This window comes from Fulvimarina endophytica, assembly GCF_003403015.1.
Lineage (GTDB): Bacteria > Pseudomonadota > Alphaproteobacteria > Rhizobiales > Rhizobiaceae > Fulvimarina > Fulvimarina endophytica.
In genome coordinates this window covers 165639-181195 of the sequence record NZ_QURL01000007.1, presented here as the reverse complement: position 1 = coordinate 181195, position 15557 = coordinate 165639, and the positions used below count along the sequence as shown (strand labels likewise).

Annotated in this window: 16 protein-coding genes and 1 tRNA gene; 9 read left to right on the top strand and 8 right to left on the bottom strand. The window is 64.9% G+C overall.

Features of this window, described 5'->3' with window-relative positions:
* Nucleotides 1-438, bottom strand: a complete 438-nt coding sequence (locus tag DYI37_RS16545) for a hypothetical protein (RefSeq protein ID WP_116684371.1) — start codon at nt 436-438, stop codon at nt 1-3.
* The gene (aroA, locus tag DYI37_RS16540; RefSeq protein ID WP_116684370.1) at nt 435-1796 is read right to left on the bottom strand and encodes a 3-phosphoshikimate 1-carboxyvinyltransferase; all 1362 of its coding nucleotides are present in this window, start codon (nt 1794-1796) and stop codon (nt 435-437) included. Before aroA ends, DYI37_RS16545 begins: the two co-directional genes overlap by 4 nt.
* Nucleotides 1797-2067: 271 nt before the next feature.
* On the opposite strand from aroA, the gene DYI37_RS16535 reads away from it, so the two are divergent.
* The 3 genes from DYI37_RS16535 to DYI37_RS16525 all read left to right on the top strand — a co-directional run bounded on the left by DYI37_RS16535 (nt 2068) and on the right by DYI37_RS16525 (nt 3868).
* Nucleotides 2068-2493: a TIGR02300 family protein gene (locus DYI37_RS16535; protein WP_116684369.1), complete on the top strand. Its 426-nt coding sequence runs from the start codon at nt 2068-2070 to the stop codon at nt 2491-2493.
* A gap of 437 nt (nt 2494-2930) precedes the next feature.
* Nucleotides 2931-3006, top strand: a tRNA-Ala gene (locus DYI37_RS16530).
* Nucleotides 3007-3181: 175 nt separating this feature from the next.
* Complete coding sequence (locus tag DYI37_RS16525; RefSeq protein WP_116684368.1) at nt 3182-3868, top strand: D-lyxose/D-mannose family sugar isomerase; 687 nt, start codon at nt 3182-3184, stop codon at nt 3866-3868.
* A gap of 132 nt (nt 3869-4000) precedes the next feature.
* Here the strand turns inward: DYI37_RS16525 and clpA are convergent, their stop codons facing one another.
* The 6 genes from clpA to DYI37_RS16495 all read right to left on the bottom strand — a co-directional run bounded on the left by clpA (nt 4001) and on the right by DYI37_RS16495 (nt 10080).
* Nucleotides 4001-6484 (bottom strand): ATP-dependent Clp protease ATP-binding subunit ClpA, encoded by a 2484-nt coding sequence (clpA, locus tag DYI37_RS16520; protein WP_116684367.1) that lies wholly within the window; start codon nt 6482-6484, stop codon nt 4001-4003.
* A gap of 8 nt (nt 6485-6492) precedes the next feature.
* Nucleotides 6493-6819 carry an ATP-dependent Clp protease adapter ClpS gene (gene clpS / locus DYI37_RS16515; RefSeq protein WP_116684423.1) on the bottom strand — a complete coding sequence of 109 codons (327 nt, stop codon included), beginning with the start codon at nt 6817-6819 and terminating at the stop codon, nt 6493-6495.
* Between the two features lie 262 nt (nt 6820-7081).
* Nucleotides 7082-7501, bottom strand: coding sequence for an HIT family protein (locus tag DYI37_RS16510; protein ID WP_116684366.1), 420 nt, complete (start codon nt 7499-7501; stop codon nt 7082-7084).
* A gap of 116 nt (nt 7502-7617) precedes the next feature.
* Entirely contained in the window at nt 7618-8820 is a 1203-nt protein-coding gene (locus DYI37_RS16505; RefSeq protein ID WP_116684365.1) for a GNAT family N-acetyltransferase, read from the bottom strand.
* A 58-nt stretch (nt 8821-8878) separates the two neighbouring features.
* Entirely contained in the window at nt 8879-9610 is a 732-nt protein-coding gene (locus DYI37_RS16500; protein ID WP_116684364.1) for a glycerophosphodiester phosphodiesterase family protein, read from the bottom strand.
* A 2-nt stretch (nt 9611-9612) separates the two neighbouring features.
* Entirely contained in the window at nt 9613-10080 is a 468-nt protein-coding gene (locus DYI37_RS16495) for a RidA family protein (protein ID WP_116684363.1), read from the bottom strand.
* A gap of 123 nt (nt 10081-10203) precedes the next feature.
* On the opposite strand from DYI37_RS16495, the gene DYI37_RS16490 reads away from it, so the two are divergent.
* From DYI37_RS16490 to DYI37_RS16465, 6 genes are all read left to right on the top strand, one after another.
* A complete protein-coding gene (locus tag DYI37_RS16490) occupies nt 10204-11118 on the top strand; it encodes an EipB family protein (RefSeq protein WP_116684362.1) in 915 nt (304 codons plus the stop codon).
* 199 nt (nt 11119-11317) lie between these two features.
* Nucleotides 11318-12169: a 30S ribosomal protein S2 gene (gene rpsB, locus DYI37_RS16485; protein ID WP_116684361.1), complete on the top strand. Its 852-nt coding sequence runs from the start codon at nt 11318-11320 to the stop codon at nt 12167-12169.
* 140 nt (nt 12170-12309) lie between these two features.
* Nucleotides 12310-13233 carry a translation elongation factor Ts gene (gene tsf, locus DYI37_RS16480; protein ID WP_116684360.1) on the top strand — a complete coding sequence of 308 codons (924 nt, stop codon included), beginning with the start codon at nt 12310-12312 and terminating at the stop codon, nt 13231-13233.
* Nucleotides 13234-13456: 223 nt separating this feature from the next.
* Nucleotides 13457-14176, top strand: a complete 720-nt coding sequence (gene pyrH, locus DYI37_RS16475) for a UMP kinase (protein WP_116684422.1) — start codon at nt 13457-13459, stop codon at nt 14174-14176.
* Between the two features lie 44 nt (nt 14177-14220).
* Nucleotides 14221-14778 carry a ribosome recycling factor gene (gene frr, locus DYI37_RS16470; RefSeq protein ID WP_116684359.1) on the top strand — a complete coding sequence of 186 codons (558 nt, stop codon included), beginning with the start codon at nt 14221-14223 and terminating at the stop codon, nt 14776-14778.
* A gap of 38 nt (nt 14779-14816) precedes the next feature.
* Nucleotides 14817-15554, top strand: a complete 738-nt coding sequence (locus tag DYI37_RS16465) for an isoprenyl transferase (protein ID WP_116684358.1) — start codon at nt 14817-14819, stop codon at nt 15552-15554.
* The last annotated feature ends 3 nt before the right edge of the window (nt 15555-15557 follow it).

Sequence of the window (15557 nt, the reverse complement as noted above, 5' to 3'; positions counted from 1 at the left end):
TCATCCTTCGTCTGATGTCTGATCGTCCGCGCTCACGGAAGGCGCGGCAAGATCGATGCGGTTTTGGTCGTCGAGAACGAGGAGAACGCCGGCGATGGCCGCGCCCAGGAGATAGGGAATCGCGACGACGAACAGGAGAAGTTCGAGCTGGCCGAACCAGCGTGCGAGGGTCAGGAGCCCGTCGAGGACGCCATTGCCCGTATCGAGGGCGCTTGCCGCGCCTTCGCCGCGCAATTCGGCCATGCGCCTCGCGGCCTCCTCATTCTCCCAGACGATCGCGACCGCCATGCACACCGCGAAGAAGAGCGGCATGGGCAGGAGCGCGATCAGGCGAGCGCGCAGCGTTGCGTGGTTCGGCTTCAGTCCACGCGCCTTGTACCGCCCGTAGATGAAGGAGAGCGGGGAGAACAGGAGAAGGACGACCAGGGCGGCGATCATCGATCGGGCGCAGCCTCTTCGATCGTCCCGCCAAAGCGTCTCATCATGTCCGGAAAGTCGGGAAAGCTCGTCGCGATCATGCGCCCGTCGTCGACGGTAACCGGGCTTTTCGCGGCGAGGCCGAGAACGAGGAAGCTCATGGCGATGCGATGATCGAGATGGGTGACGACGATTCCCCCGCCATAGGCCGCGCCGTCCGGATCGCCCTCGACGATCAGCCAGTCCTCGCCCTCTTCGTGGGCGATGTTGTTGGCGGCAAGGCCGGCGGCGACGGCGGAGAGCCGATCGGACTCCTTGACGCGCAACTCGTCGAGGCCGCGCATGACCGTGCGTCCCTTCGCGAACGCCGCCGCGATGGCGAGAACCGGATACTCGTCGATCATCGAGGGCGCGCGATCGGGCGGAACCTCGATGCCGCGAAGCTCAGAATGGCGCACCCGCAGATCGGCGACGTCCTCACCCCCTTCGGTCCGGCGGTCGATGATCTCGATAGAGGCGCCCATTTCGAGGAGCGTCTCGACGAGCCCGGTCCGGGTCGGATTCATGAGAACGTTCTCGATCGTCACGTCCGAACCCGGCACGATCAGCGCCGCGACGATCGGGAACGCGGCCGAGGAGGGGTCGCCCGGCACCTGGAAATCGGCGAGCCCCTTCAATTCACCCTGACCTTCGAGGCGGATATGGCGGACGCCGTCGCCATCGGTCTCGATCTCGATTGCGGCACCGAAGCCCTCGAGCATCTTCTCGGTATGGTCGCGCGTCATCACCGGCTCGACCACGGTGGTGATGCCCGGCGTGTTGAGGCCGGCGAGCAGCACCGCGCTCTTGACCTGCGCGGAAGCCATGGGCACCCGGTATTCGATCGGCGTCGCGGCCTTCGGGCCGTGTAGGGAGAGCGGCAGGCGCCCCTTGGAGCGCGAAACCACCTGAACGCCCATTTCGCGCAAGGGGTCGAGCACCCGGCCCATCGGGCGCTTGGAAAGCGATGCGTCGCCGACAAAGGTCGTTCCGAAGTGATAGGAGCCGACGAGGCCCATGGTCAGCCGCGCGCCGGTGCCGGCATTACCGAAGTCGAGAACGTCTTCGGGTTCGAGCAGGCAGCCATTGCCGACGCCCTCGACCACGTAGACATCCCCCTCCTTGCGGATGAGCGCGCCCATCGCCTGCATCGCCCGGCCGGTGGCGAGAACATCCTCGCCCTCCAGGAGCCCGGTGACGCGCGTGGTGCCGGAGGCGAGCCCGCCGAACAGGAAGGCGCGATGCGAGATCGACTTGTCGCCGGGCACGCGGGCCGTGCCGCTGAGGCCGTTCCCCCCTCGTGCCGTCATCGGGCGTGGCGCGTGGCTGTCGCTGTGCATGTCGGTCTTTCTTCGTCTGCGTCTCGGCATGGTTCGGGGCCTTGGCCCCGCCGTCTTATTGCATCGCGCGCGGATGCTTTGACAAGGCGCGTACCAGCACGTAAGGCCAAACCCGTTTTATCACGCCACACGGCTGTTCCGGCATGGGCCGGTGGCTGGCGCCCAGAGGGCGCGAGGAACTGGGTGCCGCGACGGCCGGGCTGCGGCCGGATCGGCGCAGCGAGCGCAATCTCCAGATATCGATGTACCGACACCTGCAAGCGAGGCAGACATGGCCAAACCCGAACTCGGAACGAAGCGGATCGACCCTGAAACGGGTCGCAAGTTCTACGATCTCAACAAGGACCCGATCGTTTCGCCCTATACCGGAAAGTCCTACCCGCTCTCCTTCTTCGAGGGCGAGGCGGAGATGAAGTCGAAGTCCAAGTCCCGCGTGAAGGAGGAGGACGACGAGGAGGAGACGGAAGTCGAGATGGACTCCGATTCCGACGAGAAGACCGTTTCCCTCAACGATGTCGAGGACGACGAGACGGACAAGTCCAGCAAGAATTCGCCCGATGTGGACGACAGCGAGGACGACGACGTCACGGTCGACGATGACGACGACGACGACAGCTTCCTCGAAGATGACGACGACGACGATGACGACGTGTCCGACATCCTCGGCGGCGGGCGCGACGACGACGACGATTCCTGAGGGGGTTCGGCCCGGCCGGTGGTTCGGGCAACCACTGCAAGAAATCTAAGGGGGAGCGGGGTGCCGTCAGGCGTCCCGCTTTTTCTTTGTTGAAGGCTGTTGCCGCGAGCGGAAGCGGGCGGGGGCGATGCGGATCGCAAGCTTCCGGGAGGCTCGCTGAATCGGTCGGCAAAGCGGAGCCGAGTTTCGGATCGGCCGGCGGGTCTTCGGGGAATGGGAGCCTCGGACCGGTTTCGGAAATCGGGTCTCGCGGGGCAAGAATGGTCGAACCTTCGAGGCCGAACGCCTTCCTCGATCGCCATGTCGCAAAAGCGTCGAAACAATCGGATCGAATTGCGAAAAGCGCTTGACGCTCCCGCGCCACTCGACTACACCGCCGACATCACGACGCGGTGCTTCTCAGGGCTCCGCGACGGTCCGCGCCCAGAGCGCGGCGTGGGGCTATAGCTCAGCTGGGAGAGCGCTACAATGGCATTGTAGAGGTCAGCGGTTCGATCCCGCTTAGCTCCACCAATCTTTTAAATCTCCTTTTTATCGAACATGTGACAGCCGATCCGGCCGTCTTCCTGTGTCTCGTGACGAAGCTTTTCAGTCGTCGAATTCGGGTCCCGCTTTCTGCCGCGATAGGGTAGAACCCGCTTGCGCCCCGGGATCGGCGGAGTGCAATTGCGGTGAGGGGAGGACTTCGATGAAGCGGTCGGACATCAATCGGATCATGGCGGAGGCGAGCGAGCTCATCGCGCGGCATGGCTTTACGCTTCCGCCGTTCGCAAGGTGGACGCCGCAGGAGTTCCGGGCCCGCAGGAGCAAGGCGCGCCACATCATCGAAAGCCGGTGCGGGTGGGACGTGACGGATTACGGAGCAGGGCGCTTCGAGGAGATGGGCCTCTTCCTCTTCACCCTGCGCAACGGGCGCCTCGCGGACCTCACGGCGGGCCGCGGCATGTGTTACGCCGAAAAGCTTCTCATCACGCGCGAGCGACAACTCAGCCCCATGCATACCCATGTGCTGAAGGCCGAGGACATCATCAATCGCGGCGGCGCGACGCTGGTGGTGGAACTGTTCGGCTCCGACGAGGCGGGGCGGTTTTCTGCCGATGCCGGCGGGCGGGTCATGTGCGACGGGATCGAACGCGCGTTCGGGCCGGGCGAGCGTCTTCGCCTCGCGCCCGGTGAGAGCGTGACACTCATGCCGGGCGACTGGCACGCCTTCTGGGCGGAGGGAGGCGACGTGCTCGTGGGTGAGGTCTCGACCGTCAACGACGACGAGGAGGACAACATCTTCCGCGAGCCGATCGGACGATTCTCGACGATCGAGGAGGATGTGGAGCCAACCCACCTTCTCGTCAGCGATTACGCGCACTGGCTCGCCTGAGGGCCCGCGGCCGGGAATCGGCGGCGAAGGGACCGCGTAAAAAAAGCCGCCGGTGCGAGCCGGCGGCTTTTTTCGCTCAGTCTGCGAGGCGGGCGCTCTGATGCTTCGGCCTCGATCTGCGCCGGAGCGCCATCAACCCTTCGGCGGAACCTTGGGCAGCCTGTTTGCGCTCGCGCCACGGGCCGTCGGGGCCGCCTCGTCCCTGGCGGTCTCGCCGTCTTCGTCCTCGTCTTCGTCGAATTCGTCCTCGTCGACGTCTTCGATGTCAGAGCCGTCGGCCGCGACGAGATCACGCTTGCGCTTGGCAGACTTTGACTTCGGCGGCGTATCGTCGGGGATCGATTCCAGCGCGATGGATTTAGCGCCGTTCTCGTCCTCGACGATCGTGACCTTGACCGTGCCGCCACGCTTCAGCTTGCCGAAGAGAACTTCGTCGGCGAGCGGCTTCTTGATGTGCTCCTGAATCACGCGACCGAGCGGGCGCGCGCCCATCTGCTCGTCGTAACCCTTCTCCGCAAGCCAGGTGATCGCTTCGGGCGAGAGCTCGAAGATCACGTTGCGCTCCGAGAGCTGGGCTTCCAGCTGCATGACGAACTTCTCGACCACCTGATGGATGACGGGGGTCGGAAGCGCGCCGAACGGGATGATCGCATCCAGCCGGTTGCGGAATTCCGGCGTGAACATCCGGTTGATCGCTTCCTCGTCCGCGCCACTGCGCCGCGAATTGCCGAAGCCGATCGTCGCCTTCTGCATCTCGGCCGCACCCGCATTGGTCGTCATGATCAGGATCACGTTGCGGAAGTCGATCTGCTTGCCGTTGTGATCGGTCAGACGCCCGTGATCCATGACCTGGAGCAGGATGTTGAACAGGTCGGGATGAGCCTTCTCGATCTCGTCGAGCAGCAGCACGCAATGCGGATGCTGGTCGACGCCATCGGTGAGGAGACCGCCCTGGTCGAAGCCCACATAGCCCGGAGGCGCGCCGATGAGGCGCGAAACGGTATGGCGCTCCATGTATTCGGACATGTCGAAGCGGAGCATCTGGACGCCCAGCGTGGAGGCGAGCTGCTTTGCGACCTCGGTCTTGCCGACGCCGGTCGGACCCGAGAAGAGGTAGGAGCCGATCGGCTTGTCCGGCTCGCGCAGGCCTGCCCGCGACAGCTTGATCGCCGAGGCGAGGGCCTCGATCGCCTGATCCTGGCCGTAGACGACGCGCTTCAGCTGGGTATCGAGATTGGCGAGAACCTCCTCGTCGTCCTTGGAGACGGTCTTGGGCGGAATGCGCGCCATGGTGGCGATGGTCGCCTCGATCTCCTTGACGCCGATCGACTTCTTCCGCTTCGATTCCACCAGCAACATCTGCGAGGCGCCGGTCTCGTCGATCACGTCGATCGCCTTGTCGGGCAGCTTGCGGTCGTTGATGTAGCGCGAGGACAGCTCCACCGCCGACTTGATGGCGTCGCTCGTGAACTTCACCTTGTGGAAGTCCTCGAAATACGGCTTCAGGCCGGTCAGGATCGAGATCGCGTCCTCGACGGACGGCTCGTTCACGTCGATCTTCTGGAAGCGCCGCACCAGTGCGCGGTCCTTCTCGAAGAACTGGCGATACTCCTTGAACGTGGTCGAGCCGATACAGCGGATCGCGCCCGAGGACAGCGCGGGCTTCAGGAGGTTGGACGCGTCCATCGCGCCGCCGGACGTCGCGCCCGCGCCGATCACCGTGTGGATCTCGTCGATGAAGAGAACCGAGTTCGGATACTCCTCGAGCTCCTTCACGACCTGCTTTAGGCGTTCCTCAAAGTCGCCGCGATAGCGGGTGCCGGCGAGAAGCGTGCCCATGTCGAGCGAGAAGATCGTCGCATCCGCCAGCACCTCCGGCACGTCGCCGTCGATGATGCGCTTGGCGAGGCCTTCCGCGATCGCGGTCTTGCCGACGCCCGGATCGCCCACATAGAGCGGGTTGTTCTTGGACCTGCGGCACAGGACCTGGATCGTGCGGTTGATCTCGTCGGCCCGGCCGATCAGCGGATCGATCTTTCCGTGCCGCGCCTTCTCGTTGAGATTGACGCAGTAGGCGGTGAGGGCGTCCTGGTTCTTCTTCTTGCCGTCCTCGTCCGGTCCGATCGTCTGCTGGTCGTCCTCGGTTCCGGTCACGGGGCGGCTTTCCGAGCCCCCGGGACGCTTGGCGATGCCGTGGGAAATGAAGTTGACCGCGTCGTAGCGCGTCATCTCCTGCTCCTGCAGGAAGTAGGCGGCATGGCTTTCGCGCTCGGCGAAGATGGCGACGAGCACGTTCGCGCCGGTCACCTCTTCGCGGCCCGACGACTGCACGTGGATGACCGCGCGCTGGATGACCCGGTGGAATCCGGCCGTCGGCTTGGACTCCTCGCCGTGCCCGGTCACGAGGTTGGAGAGTTCGTTGTCGATATAGCTGACGAGATTGGTCTTCAGCGCGCCGACATCGACATTGCAGCCGCGCATGACGGCAGCCGCGTCGCTGTCCTCGACGAGGGCGAGAAGCAGATGTTCGAGCGTCGCGAATTCCTGGTGGCGCTCATTGGCCAGCGTCAACGCTTGATGAAGCGATTTCTCAAGACTTTCGGAAAATGTCGGCAAGCTTCACCTCAATTCTTTTCCATCACGCATTGCAGCGGATGTTGGTGCTGACGAGCGAAATCCATCACCTGAGTCACCTTGGTTTCGGCCACCTCGTAAGTGAAGACGCCGCATTCCCCGACCCCGTGTCGATGGACATGCAACATGATCCGCGTCGCAGCCTCGCGGTCCTTCTGGAAGAACCGTTCGAGGACGTGGATGACGAACTCCATCGGAGTGTAATCGTCGTTCAGAAGGAGGACTCTGTAAAGGCTCGGTTTCTGTAATTTCGGTTTCGTCCGTGTGATGACCGACGTGCCCGTTCCACCGTCCTCGTCGTTCTTCTCAGCCTGCATGACCGCCGGCTGGAAGCCGTAGGATCGGGAGCCGGGAACGGCGGTGGGTCTGATCGATGTCCTCATCGCTTCGTATGTATGCATGCTCGATCCCGTTTGAAGTCCGGCGCCTTGCGCGACAAATCGCCAACCCGTGAATGGGCGAAACCTTGCCCGGCACGCCGCAGGTCCGGCCCTGTCGAAAGCCGGCCCTGCACCTTGACGATCCCGAGGGGACGCATGCCGCCTCTGGGGTTCGGTTCGGCCCGGGTCGAAATGGCGGCTAGAGGGCTGCCTTGATCGCCTCGCAATGCTCTTTCAGCACGTCCCTGTCGACCTCGCCCGCCGCATGCTTGCGGCTCTCGGTTCCGGCATAGGACGGAATGACGTGGAAATGGAGGTGGAACACCGTCTGTCCGGCCGCCTCCTCGTTGAACTGAATGATCTGCACACCGTCGGCCTCGAAAGCCTTCTTTGCCGCCCGGGCGATCTTCGCGACGATCGGGATCGTCCTGGCCAGCGCCTCGTCGGATGCGTCGAGAAGGTTGCGGGACGGGGCCTTCGGAATGATCAGGCAGTGGCCCTTGGTCTGGGGCATGATGTCCATGATGACGAGCGTATCCTCGTCCTCGTATACGGTGATCGCGGGGATCTCCCCCCGCAGCATTCTGCCGAAGATGTTGCTGTCGTCGTAAGCCGGCATCGCGGTTTCCCCCGTGTTCGCGTCTCGCTCAATGTTAGTCGCCGGACGCCAGATTTCCATCGAGGCGATCGCCCGGATGCGCGAGGTAGCGCGCATGACCCTCGGGGCGTGCGTCCTCAGCCCTTGCGGAACGGCGTATGTCCCCCGAGCAGGGTTCCGATCTGGTCCACCTCCTCGCGCTCGGCCTCCAGATAATCTGCGATCGCGGCGCGAAGGCCGGGATGGCGGATGAAATGGGCCGAATGGGTGGTGACGGGTTCGTAGCCGCGCGCGATCTTGTGCTGCCCTTGCGCGCCCGCCTCCACAACGCCGAGGCCGCGGGCGATCGCGAAATCGATGGCCTGATGGTAGCAGACCTCGAAATGCAGAAAGGGGTGATCCTCGATACAGCCCCAGTTGCGCCCGTAGAGCCGGTCCTTGCCGATGAAGTTCAGGGCGCCAGCGATATAGCGGCCTTCGCGCTTCGCCATGACGAGAAGGATACGGTCCGCCATCCGTTCCGAGACGAGGGTGAAGAAGCGCCGGTTCAGATAGGGCCGGCCCCATTTGCGCGCCCCGGTATCCATGTAGAAGCGATAGAACGCGTCCCAGGCCTCCTCGGTGAGATCCGCACCCGTCAGCCAGACGATCTCGATCCCGTTTTCGAGCGCCTTCTCGCGCTCCTTGCGCAGATCCTTGCGCTTGCGCGAGGTAAGGCTTGCGAGGAAGTCGTCATAGGCACCATAGCCGCGATTGATGAAGTGGAACTGCTGGTCGGTGCGATGCAGCCAGTCCGCGCTTTCCATCGCCGCAAGGTCGTCCGCGCGCAGGAAGGTCGCATGGGCGGACGAGACGTCGGCCTGCCCGCAATAGGCCTCGATGCCCTGCACGAGCGCACGCCGGAAAAGGCCCGACAACGGCCCGTTGCCGGCGAGAAGGCGAGGGCCGCCGGCCGGCGTGAAGGGCACGGACAACTGGAGCTTGGGATAATATTGCCCGCCGGCACGCTGGAACGCATCGGCCCAGCCGTAGTCGAAGACGTATTCGCCCTGGCTGTGCGTCTTGGCATAGGCCGGAGCGAGCGCCCGGACCTCGCCGGCGTCGTCCTCCAGAACGAGATGCTGGACGAACCAGCCGGTCCGCTCCCCGACGCATCCCGAATCTTCGAGGGACGACAGGAAGGCATGGGACAGGAAGGGGTTGGACGGACCCTCGCCTGGGCCCGCCGGTGCGGCCTCGTTCTCGGCCAACCGATCCCAGATCGAGGCATTGACGGCATGGATGTCGTCCACGACCCGAAGGCTCAACGCGGCGGCATGGTTCGGTTCGGCTTCGCTCATGGGACGGGAGATATGGAGACCGGCCCGGCGCGGCAACCGGACCGGAATGCCGCGGCACTCAGGCTGCGGCGACGTCGTCCGGCAGAAAGCCTTCGAAGGTGATCTGCTCGCAGGACGAGAGGGCGGCTGCCGCCTCCTCCTTCGAGCGGATCGTCCAGCAGAGAACGGGAATGCTCTGTGCGCGAAGGGACTGCGTGAACGCATTGGGAAGGGCGGCATGATCGTAGGAGACGAAATCGAGCCCGTGACCGGCGACCCGCCGATGGGCTTCGAACTCGGCCTCCGTGGCCCCTTCCGCCGTCAGCCCGACCGGACGATCGGGGCAGACCTTTCTGCAGGCCGAGACCAAATGCGGCGCGAAGGACATCAGCGCAGCCGGCCCGTCATAGCCCGAAAGGGCCGCGCAGACGGTGTCGGCGAAATGCGCGTCCTCCCCGGCCGATCGACCTTTGAGTTCGATGAGCAGCGGCACCCGGCCGCCGACCAGCGACAGAAAATCGGCGAAGGTCGGGATCGTCTCCTCGGTTCCGCAGAGGTTTAGCCGCCGGGCCTCATCGCTCTCCATCGCCCGCACGTCGCCGCCCATGACCGTGAGGCGCGCCAGATCGTCGTCGTGGAAGACGAGCGGCACGCCATCGGCCGAGAGCTGCAGATCGCATTCGATGCCGAAACCCGCACGCATCGCGGCCCGCGCCGCCGCGCGCGAGTTCTCCGGGATCGTCCGATTGCCGTCGTGCAGCCCCCTGTGGGCATAGGGGCGTGCGGTCAACCAGCCGGGTGCGGTCGTCATCGTCACTTCAGTTCGAAGAGCGCTTCGATCTCGACCGGCGCGTCGAGCGGCAGGCTGGGCACGCCGACGGCCGAGCGCGCGTGCGGGCCGCTCTCACCCAAAATCTCGGCGAGAAAATCGGACGCGCCGTTGGCGACCTTGTGCTGCTCGGTGAAGCCTGCATCGCTCGCCACGAAGACCGTCAGCTTCAGCAGCCGTTCGACCTTGTTCCAGTCGCCGCCGATCGCTGCCTTGGTCTGAGCGAGGATGTTGATCGCGCAGAACTTCGCGGCCTTACGGCCCTCTTCGAGCGAGACGCCGGCGCCGAGCTTGCCGGTCGCCGTCAGCTTGCCGGCATCGAGCGGCAACTGGCCTGAGGTCTGGAGCAGCGAGCCGTAGGTGACGAAGGGCACGTAGTTCGCGGCGGGTGCGGCCGCTTCCGGCAGCGTGACGCCGGCGTCCTGAAGGCGCGTTTCGATCGGATGGGTCATGGTCGTCGTGTTCCTTTATGTCGCGATCGCGTCGTTCTATAGAGGGGCCTGGTCGAACCCGGCGATCGATCCCGGCCTCGCCGGCCTAGCCGAGATAGTCCTGACGCGAAAGAGCAAAGACCGATGGCGATTTTGGGTATGTCTGCGGCCCCGGCAAGTCTTGCGGCGCTTCTTGTCCTCGGTTTGGGGGCGGGCGGAGCTTCGGCGGCGCAGCTTCTGCCCCATCGTGCCGTCTACGATCTCGCGCTCGACCAGGCGACCCAGACGGATTTCGACTCGATCGACGGGCGGATCGTCGTCGAGATCACCCAGCGCTCCTGCGAGGCCTATGAACTCGATTATCGCTTCGTGGCCCGCTTTCTGACCGATCGCGAACTGACCGTCGTCGACCAGCACATCGAACTGGAAGAGCCGGTGGAGGGCGAGAGCCTGCGTTTTTCCAGCAAGTCGACGGTGGACGGTCTGGGGGAACAGGCCTCCGCCGGGACGGCGACGACGCGCGACGGACGAACGCAGGTCGATTACCGGGAGCCCGACGAGCGGGATGTGGACATCCCGGCCGCCGCCTTCCCGATCGCCCATACGCGCAATCTGATCGACGCCGCCCGTTCGGGCGCATTCGTCTACGAGACGGCGATCTTCGACGGCGATGCCGAGGCCGAGAAGGAGACGCGGTCCACCTCCATCATCGCCTCGCTCGCTGCGCCCGGCGGCAGCCAGGCGACGGCGGACGAGACAGCGGTGGCGGAGGAGCGGCAAGAGGACGGACCCGCCGGCAAGGAGCGCGAGGGAACACCTGCCGAAGACAGCGCCGGCGCTCGCGCCCTTCGCGATCACGAGCGCTGGCGCGTCAGCGAGGCCTATTACGACAAGACCGGCTCGGCCGACGGCGCTCCGGATTTCACCACCAGCTACACGCTCTACGACAACGGCGTCTCCGACGACCTGACGATGAATTTCGACGGTTACTCCCTGACCGGCTCGATGAGCGAGTTCACGCCGCTTGGCGCCGAAGACTGCAAGCCGTCGGAGCGTTGAACCGACACCTCGCAATGCCCATCTGAGGGCTTCGCGCCACTGTAGCCGGACTTGCCTTCGGGGCAGGGATGGTGTACCGGCGCGCTCATTCCACACACGGGAACGGACCTGACGCATCCTTCACGAAGGGCGCAGAAGGGCCACCGGTGGCGAAGATTTCGCTTCTCCCGTGCTAGGTCAAACCGGAAAAGGCAGAGAAATGGCACTTCCCGAATATTCCATGCGTCAGCTCCTCGAGGCGGGCGTTCACTTCGGCCACCAGACCCATCGCTGGAACCCGAAGATGGCGCCGTATATCTTCGGTGCCCGCAACAACATCCACATCCTCGATCTGGCACAGACGGTTCCGCTGCTGCATCGCGCCCTGCAGGCCGTGTCGGACACGGTCGCCCGCGGCGGCCGCGTGCTGTTCGTCGGCACCAAGCGCCAGGCCTCCGACATCATCGCCGATGCCGCCCAGCGCTCGGCCCAGTACTACGTCAACGCCCGCTGGCTCGGCGGCATGATGACGAACTGGAAGACGATCTCCCATTCGATCAAGCGTCTTCGCACGCTCGACGAGCTCCTCGCCGGCGAAGCCCAGGGCTTCACCAAGAAGGAGCGCCTGACCCTGACGCGCGAGCGCGACAAGCTCGAGACCGCCCTCGGCGGTATTCGCGACATGGGCGGCGTGCCGGACATGATGTTCATCATCGACACCAACAAGGAGTCGATCGCGATCGACGAGGCCCGCCGCCTCGGCATCCCGGTCGTCGCCGTCGTCGATTCGAACTGCGATCCGGCCCGCGTCGACTACCCGATCCCAGGCAATGACGACGCCTCGCGCGCCATCGCTCTCTACTGCGACCTGATCGCCCGCGCCGCCGTTGACGGCATCGCGCGCCAGCAGGGCGACAGCGGCATGGACATCGGCGCCCTGGAAGACGCACCGGTCGAGGTGCTCGAGGACGTCAAGGACGAAGACGCTGCGACCGACCAGCCGGGCGAAGCTGATGTCGAGAACCAGCCGACGGGCCAGGCGGCCCAGACCGCCGCGACGCCGGCCGGCTGACGTCAACCGCCCGTCATGGGCTCGTGACATCGAATGCGGGCAGGCGCGGCCAGTGCCGGCCGGCCCGTATCAGATCTTATTCGGCGCACCCGTTCTGAACGACGCGGTGCGCCATTCAATTCGACGTAAAGGACGATGAGATGGCCATTACCGCTTCCATGGTGAAGGAACTGCGCGAGGCGACCGGCGCAGGCATGATGGACTGCAAGACCGCGCTGAACGAGACGAACGGCGACATGGAAGCCGCGATCGACTGGCTGCGGACCAAGGGCATCGCCAAGGCCGACAAGAAGTCCGGCCGCACCGCGGCCGAGGGCCTGATCGGCGTCGCGTCCAACGGCGACACGGCCGTTGTCGTGGAAGTCAATTCCGAGACCGACTTCGTCGCGCGCAACGAGGAATTCCAGACGCTCGTCCGCAGCATCGCGAACGTCGCCCTGACCACGGACGGCTCGACCGAGGCGGTTGCAGGCGCGACCTATCCGGATGCCGGCAAGTCCGTCTCCGACACGATCAAGGACCGGATCGGCACCATCGGTGAGAACCTCCAGCTTCGCCGCTCGGCACAGCTGACGGTCTCCGAGGGCGCGGTCGCGACCTACATCCACAACCAGGTGGCCGACGGCCTCGGCAAGCTCGGCGTGCTCGTTGCGATCGAGACCGACGCCGACAAGGAAAAGATGACCGCCTTCGGCCGTCAGGTCGCCATGCACATCGCGGCGACCAATCCGCTCGCCCTGTCCCCGGATCAGGTGAGCGCCGACGTCGCCGAGCGCGAGAAGGCGATCTTCTCCGATCAGGCCCGCCAGTCGGGCAAGCCGGAAAACATCATCGAGAAGATGGTGGAAGGCCGCATGCGCAAGTTCTACGAGGAGGTCGCTCTCCTCAAGCAGTCCTTCGTGATCAATCCCGACCTCACGGTCGAGAAGGCGCTCGAAGACGCTGCCAAGGATGCCGGCGGCACCGCGAAGATCACCGGCTATGTCCGCTTCGCTCTCGGCGAGGGCGTCGAGCGCGAGGCGAGCGACTTTGCGGCGGAGGTCGCGGCCGCGGCTGGTCGCTGATACGCAAGGGACGAGTTTCCCAAGCGGCCAACGGCCTGAGGGAAAGTTTACGAGGGCGTCCGCTTCACAAGCGGGCGCCCTTCCTGTATCGCAAGGGCCGCTCGCGCGAGGCGTTGGTCCCGCGCAGCCGAATGCGGCAATGACCCTGAAGATCGAGCCGTTGGACCGAACCCTTGCACGGGGGGCGGCCGGCATAATCGATCTCGATCGAACGGAACCATCCATGGGCTCGAACATCAGATATCGTCGGATCTTGCTGAAGGTTTCCGGCGAGGCTTTGATGGGCAGTCAGGGCTTCGGCATCGACGTGTCGGTCGCCGACCGAATCGCCGCCGATATTCGCGAGGCCCGCGAGATGGGCGTCGAGATCTCGGTCGTCATCGGTGGCGGCAACATCTTCCGCGGCGTGGCCGTCGCCTCGAAGGGCGGCGACCGGGTGACCGGCGACCACATGGGAATGCTCGCGACCGTCATCAACGCGCTCGCGCTGCGCACCTCGCTGGTCAAGCTCGGCGTCGACGCCGTGGTTCTGTCGGCGATCGCCATGCCCGAGATCTGCGAGAGCTTTTCCCAGCTGAAGGCGCTCGCCCATCAGGCGGCGGGCCGGGTGGTGATTTTCGCGGGCGGCACCGGCAACCCGTTCTTCACCACCGACTCCGCTGGCGCACTGAGGGCCGCGGAAATGGGAGCGGCCGCCCTGTTCAAGGCGACCATGGTCGACGGCATCTACTCGGCCGATCCGAAGCTCGTTCCGGATGCGGTTCGCTACGAAACGCTGACCCATAACGACGTTCTGAGCCAGGGACTGGCGGTGATGGACGTGGCGGCGGTAGCGCTGACGCGCGAAAACAAAATTCCGATCATCGTCTTCTCGATTCATGAGAAGGGTGAATTGGCCAGAATATTGTCCGGGGGAGGCCGTTCGACCGTCGTCAGCGACTGACGGGAACGAAGACCCCCAAACGAAAGCAAGACGGGAGCGGCAGGATGGCCGAGTTCGATTTCGACGATCTGAAACGACGCATGGACGGAGCGATCCAGTCCTTCAAGAGCGATCTTGCGGGGCTGCGCACGGGGCGGGCCTCTCCGAACCTGCTCGATCCGGTGATGGTCGATGCCTACGGCTCCTCGATGCCGATCAATCAGGTCGCCAACGTCTCCGTTCCCGAGCCGCGCATGGTCAGCGTGACGGTCTGGGACAAGCAGATGGTCGGCAAGGTCGAGCGCGCCATCCGTGAGAGCAATCTCGGTCTCAACCCGATCACCGACGGCACGACCCTGCGCATTCCGCTGCCCGAACTCAACGAGCAGCGCCGCAAGGAACTGGTCAAGGTCGCCCAGCAATATGCCGAGAGCGCGAAGGTGGCCGTCCGTCACGTGCGCCGTGACGGCATGGAGACCTTGAAGAAGATGGAGAAGGACGGCGATATCGGCCAGGACGACAGCCGTCAGATGTCCGATCGCGTCCAGAAGATGACCGACGAGACGGTGAGCGACGTCGACCGGACGCTCGCCGCCAAGGAACAAGAGATCATGCAGGTCTAAGTTCACGCAACGCCCCTTCGGCCAGCCCCAAGCGCCCTATTCAGGAAGGATCGAGCCCGGTGCGACATCCCGAACACATCGCCATCATCATGGACGGCAATGGACGCTGGGCGCGGGCTCGCGGGCTGCCGCGAAGCATGGGACATCGCCGGGGTGTGGAGGCGGTTCGGGCGACGGTTCGTGCCGCCGGCGAACTCGGCGTCCAGTACCTGACGCTCTTCGCGTTCTCCTCGGAGAACTGGAACCGCCCGCGCGAAGAGGTGGACGAACTCCTCGGCCTCCTGAAGCTCTTCATTCGCCGCGATCTCGCCGACCTCCATAAGGAAGGCGTTCGCGTGCGCATCGTCGGGCGGCGCGACAATCTCCAGCCCGATATCCTGTCGCTTCTGGAGGAGGCCGAGAACCTTACCCGGAACAACGAGCGCCAGACCCTCGTCGTCGCCTTCAACTACGGAGCGCGCGACGAGTTCGCCCGCGCGGCCCAGACCATCGCCCGCAAGGCGGCGAGCGGCGAACTCGACGCCGAGACGGTGGACGAGGCGGTGATCGCCTCCCATCTCGACACGGCGGGGATTCCCGATCCCGATCTCATCATCCGAACCAGCGGCGAGATCCGCCTGTCCAACTTTCTCCTGTGGCAGGCCGCCTATTCCGAATTCGTCTTCGTTCCGGTGAACTGGCCGGATTTCGACAGGCAAGCGCTCGACGACGCCATCGCCGAGTTCCGCTCGCGCGACCGGCGGTTCGGGGGATTGTCCCGCGAAATCGCCTCCTAAGTT

Bases quoted from the DNA above. Each gene is read 5' to 3' on its own strand.
- DYI37_RS16545 (WP_116684371.1), bottom strand. From the start codon at position 438: ATGATCGCCGCCCTGGTCGTCCTTCTCCTGTTCTCCCCGCTCTCCTTC.
- aroA (WP_116684370.1), bottom strand. From the start codon at position 1,796: ATGCACAGCGACAGCCACGCGCCACGCCCGATGACGGCACGAGGGGGG.
- DYI37_RS16535 (WP_116684369.1), top strand. From the start codon at position 2,068: ATGGCCAAACCCGAACTCGGAACGAAGCGGATCGACCCTGAAACGGGT.
- DYI37_RS16525 (WP_116684368.1), top strand. From the start codon at position 3,182: ATGAAGCGGTCGGACATCAATCGGATCATGGCGGAGGCGAGCGAGCTC.
- clpS (WP_116684423.1), bottom strand. From the start codon at position 6,819: ATGCAGGCTGAGAAGAACGACGAGGACGGTGGAACGGGCACGTCGGTC.
- DYI37_RS16510 (WP_116684366.1), bottom strand. From the start codon at position 7,501: ATGCCGGCTTACGACGACAGCAACATCTTCGGCAGAATGCTGCGGGGG.
- DYI37_RS16505 (WP_116684365.1), bottom strand. From the start codon at position 8,820: ATGAGCGAAGCCGAACCGAACCATGCCGCCGCGTTGAGCCTTCGGGTC.
- DYI37_RS16500 (WP_116684364.1), bottom strand. From the start codon at position 9,610: ATGACGACCGCACCCGGCTGGTTGACCGCACGCCCCTATGCCCACAGG.
- DYI37_RS16495 (WP_116684363.1), bottom strand. From the start codon at position 10,080: ATGACCCATCCGATCGAAACGCGCCTTCAGGACGCCGGCGTCACGCTG.
- DYI37_RS16490 (WP_116684362.1), top strand. From the start codon at position 10,204: ATGGCGATTTTGGGTATGTCTGCGGCCCCGGCAAGTCTTGCGGCGCTT.
- rpsB (WP_116684361.1), top strand. From the start codon at position 11,318: ATGGCACTTCCCGAATATTCCATGCGTCAGCTCCTCGAGGCGGGCGTT.
- tsf (WP_116684360.1), top strand. From the start codon at position 12,310: ATGGCCATTACCGCTTCCATGGTGAAGGAACTGCGCGAGGCGACCGGC.
- pyrH (WP_116684422.1), top strand. From the start codon at position 13,457: ATGGGCTCGAACATCAGATATCGTCGGATCTTGCTGAAGGTTTCCGGC.
- frr (WP_116684359.1), top strand. From the start codon at position 14,221: ATGGCCGAGTTCGATTTCGACGATCTGAAACGACGCATGGACGGAGCG.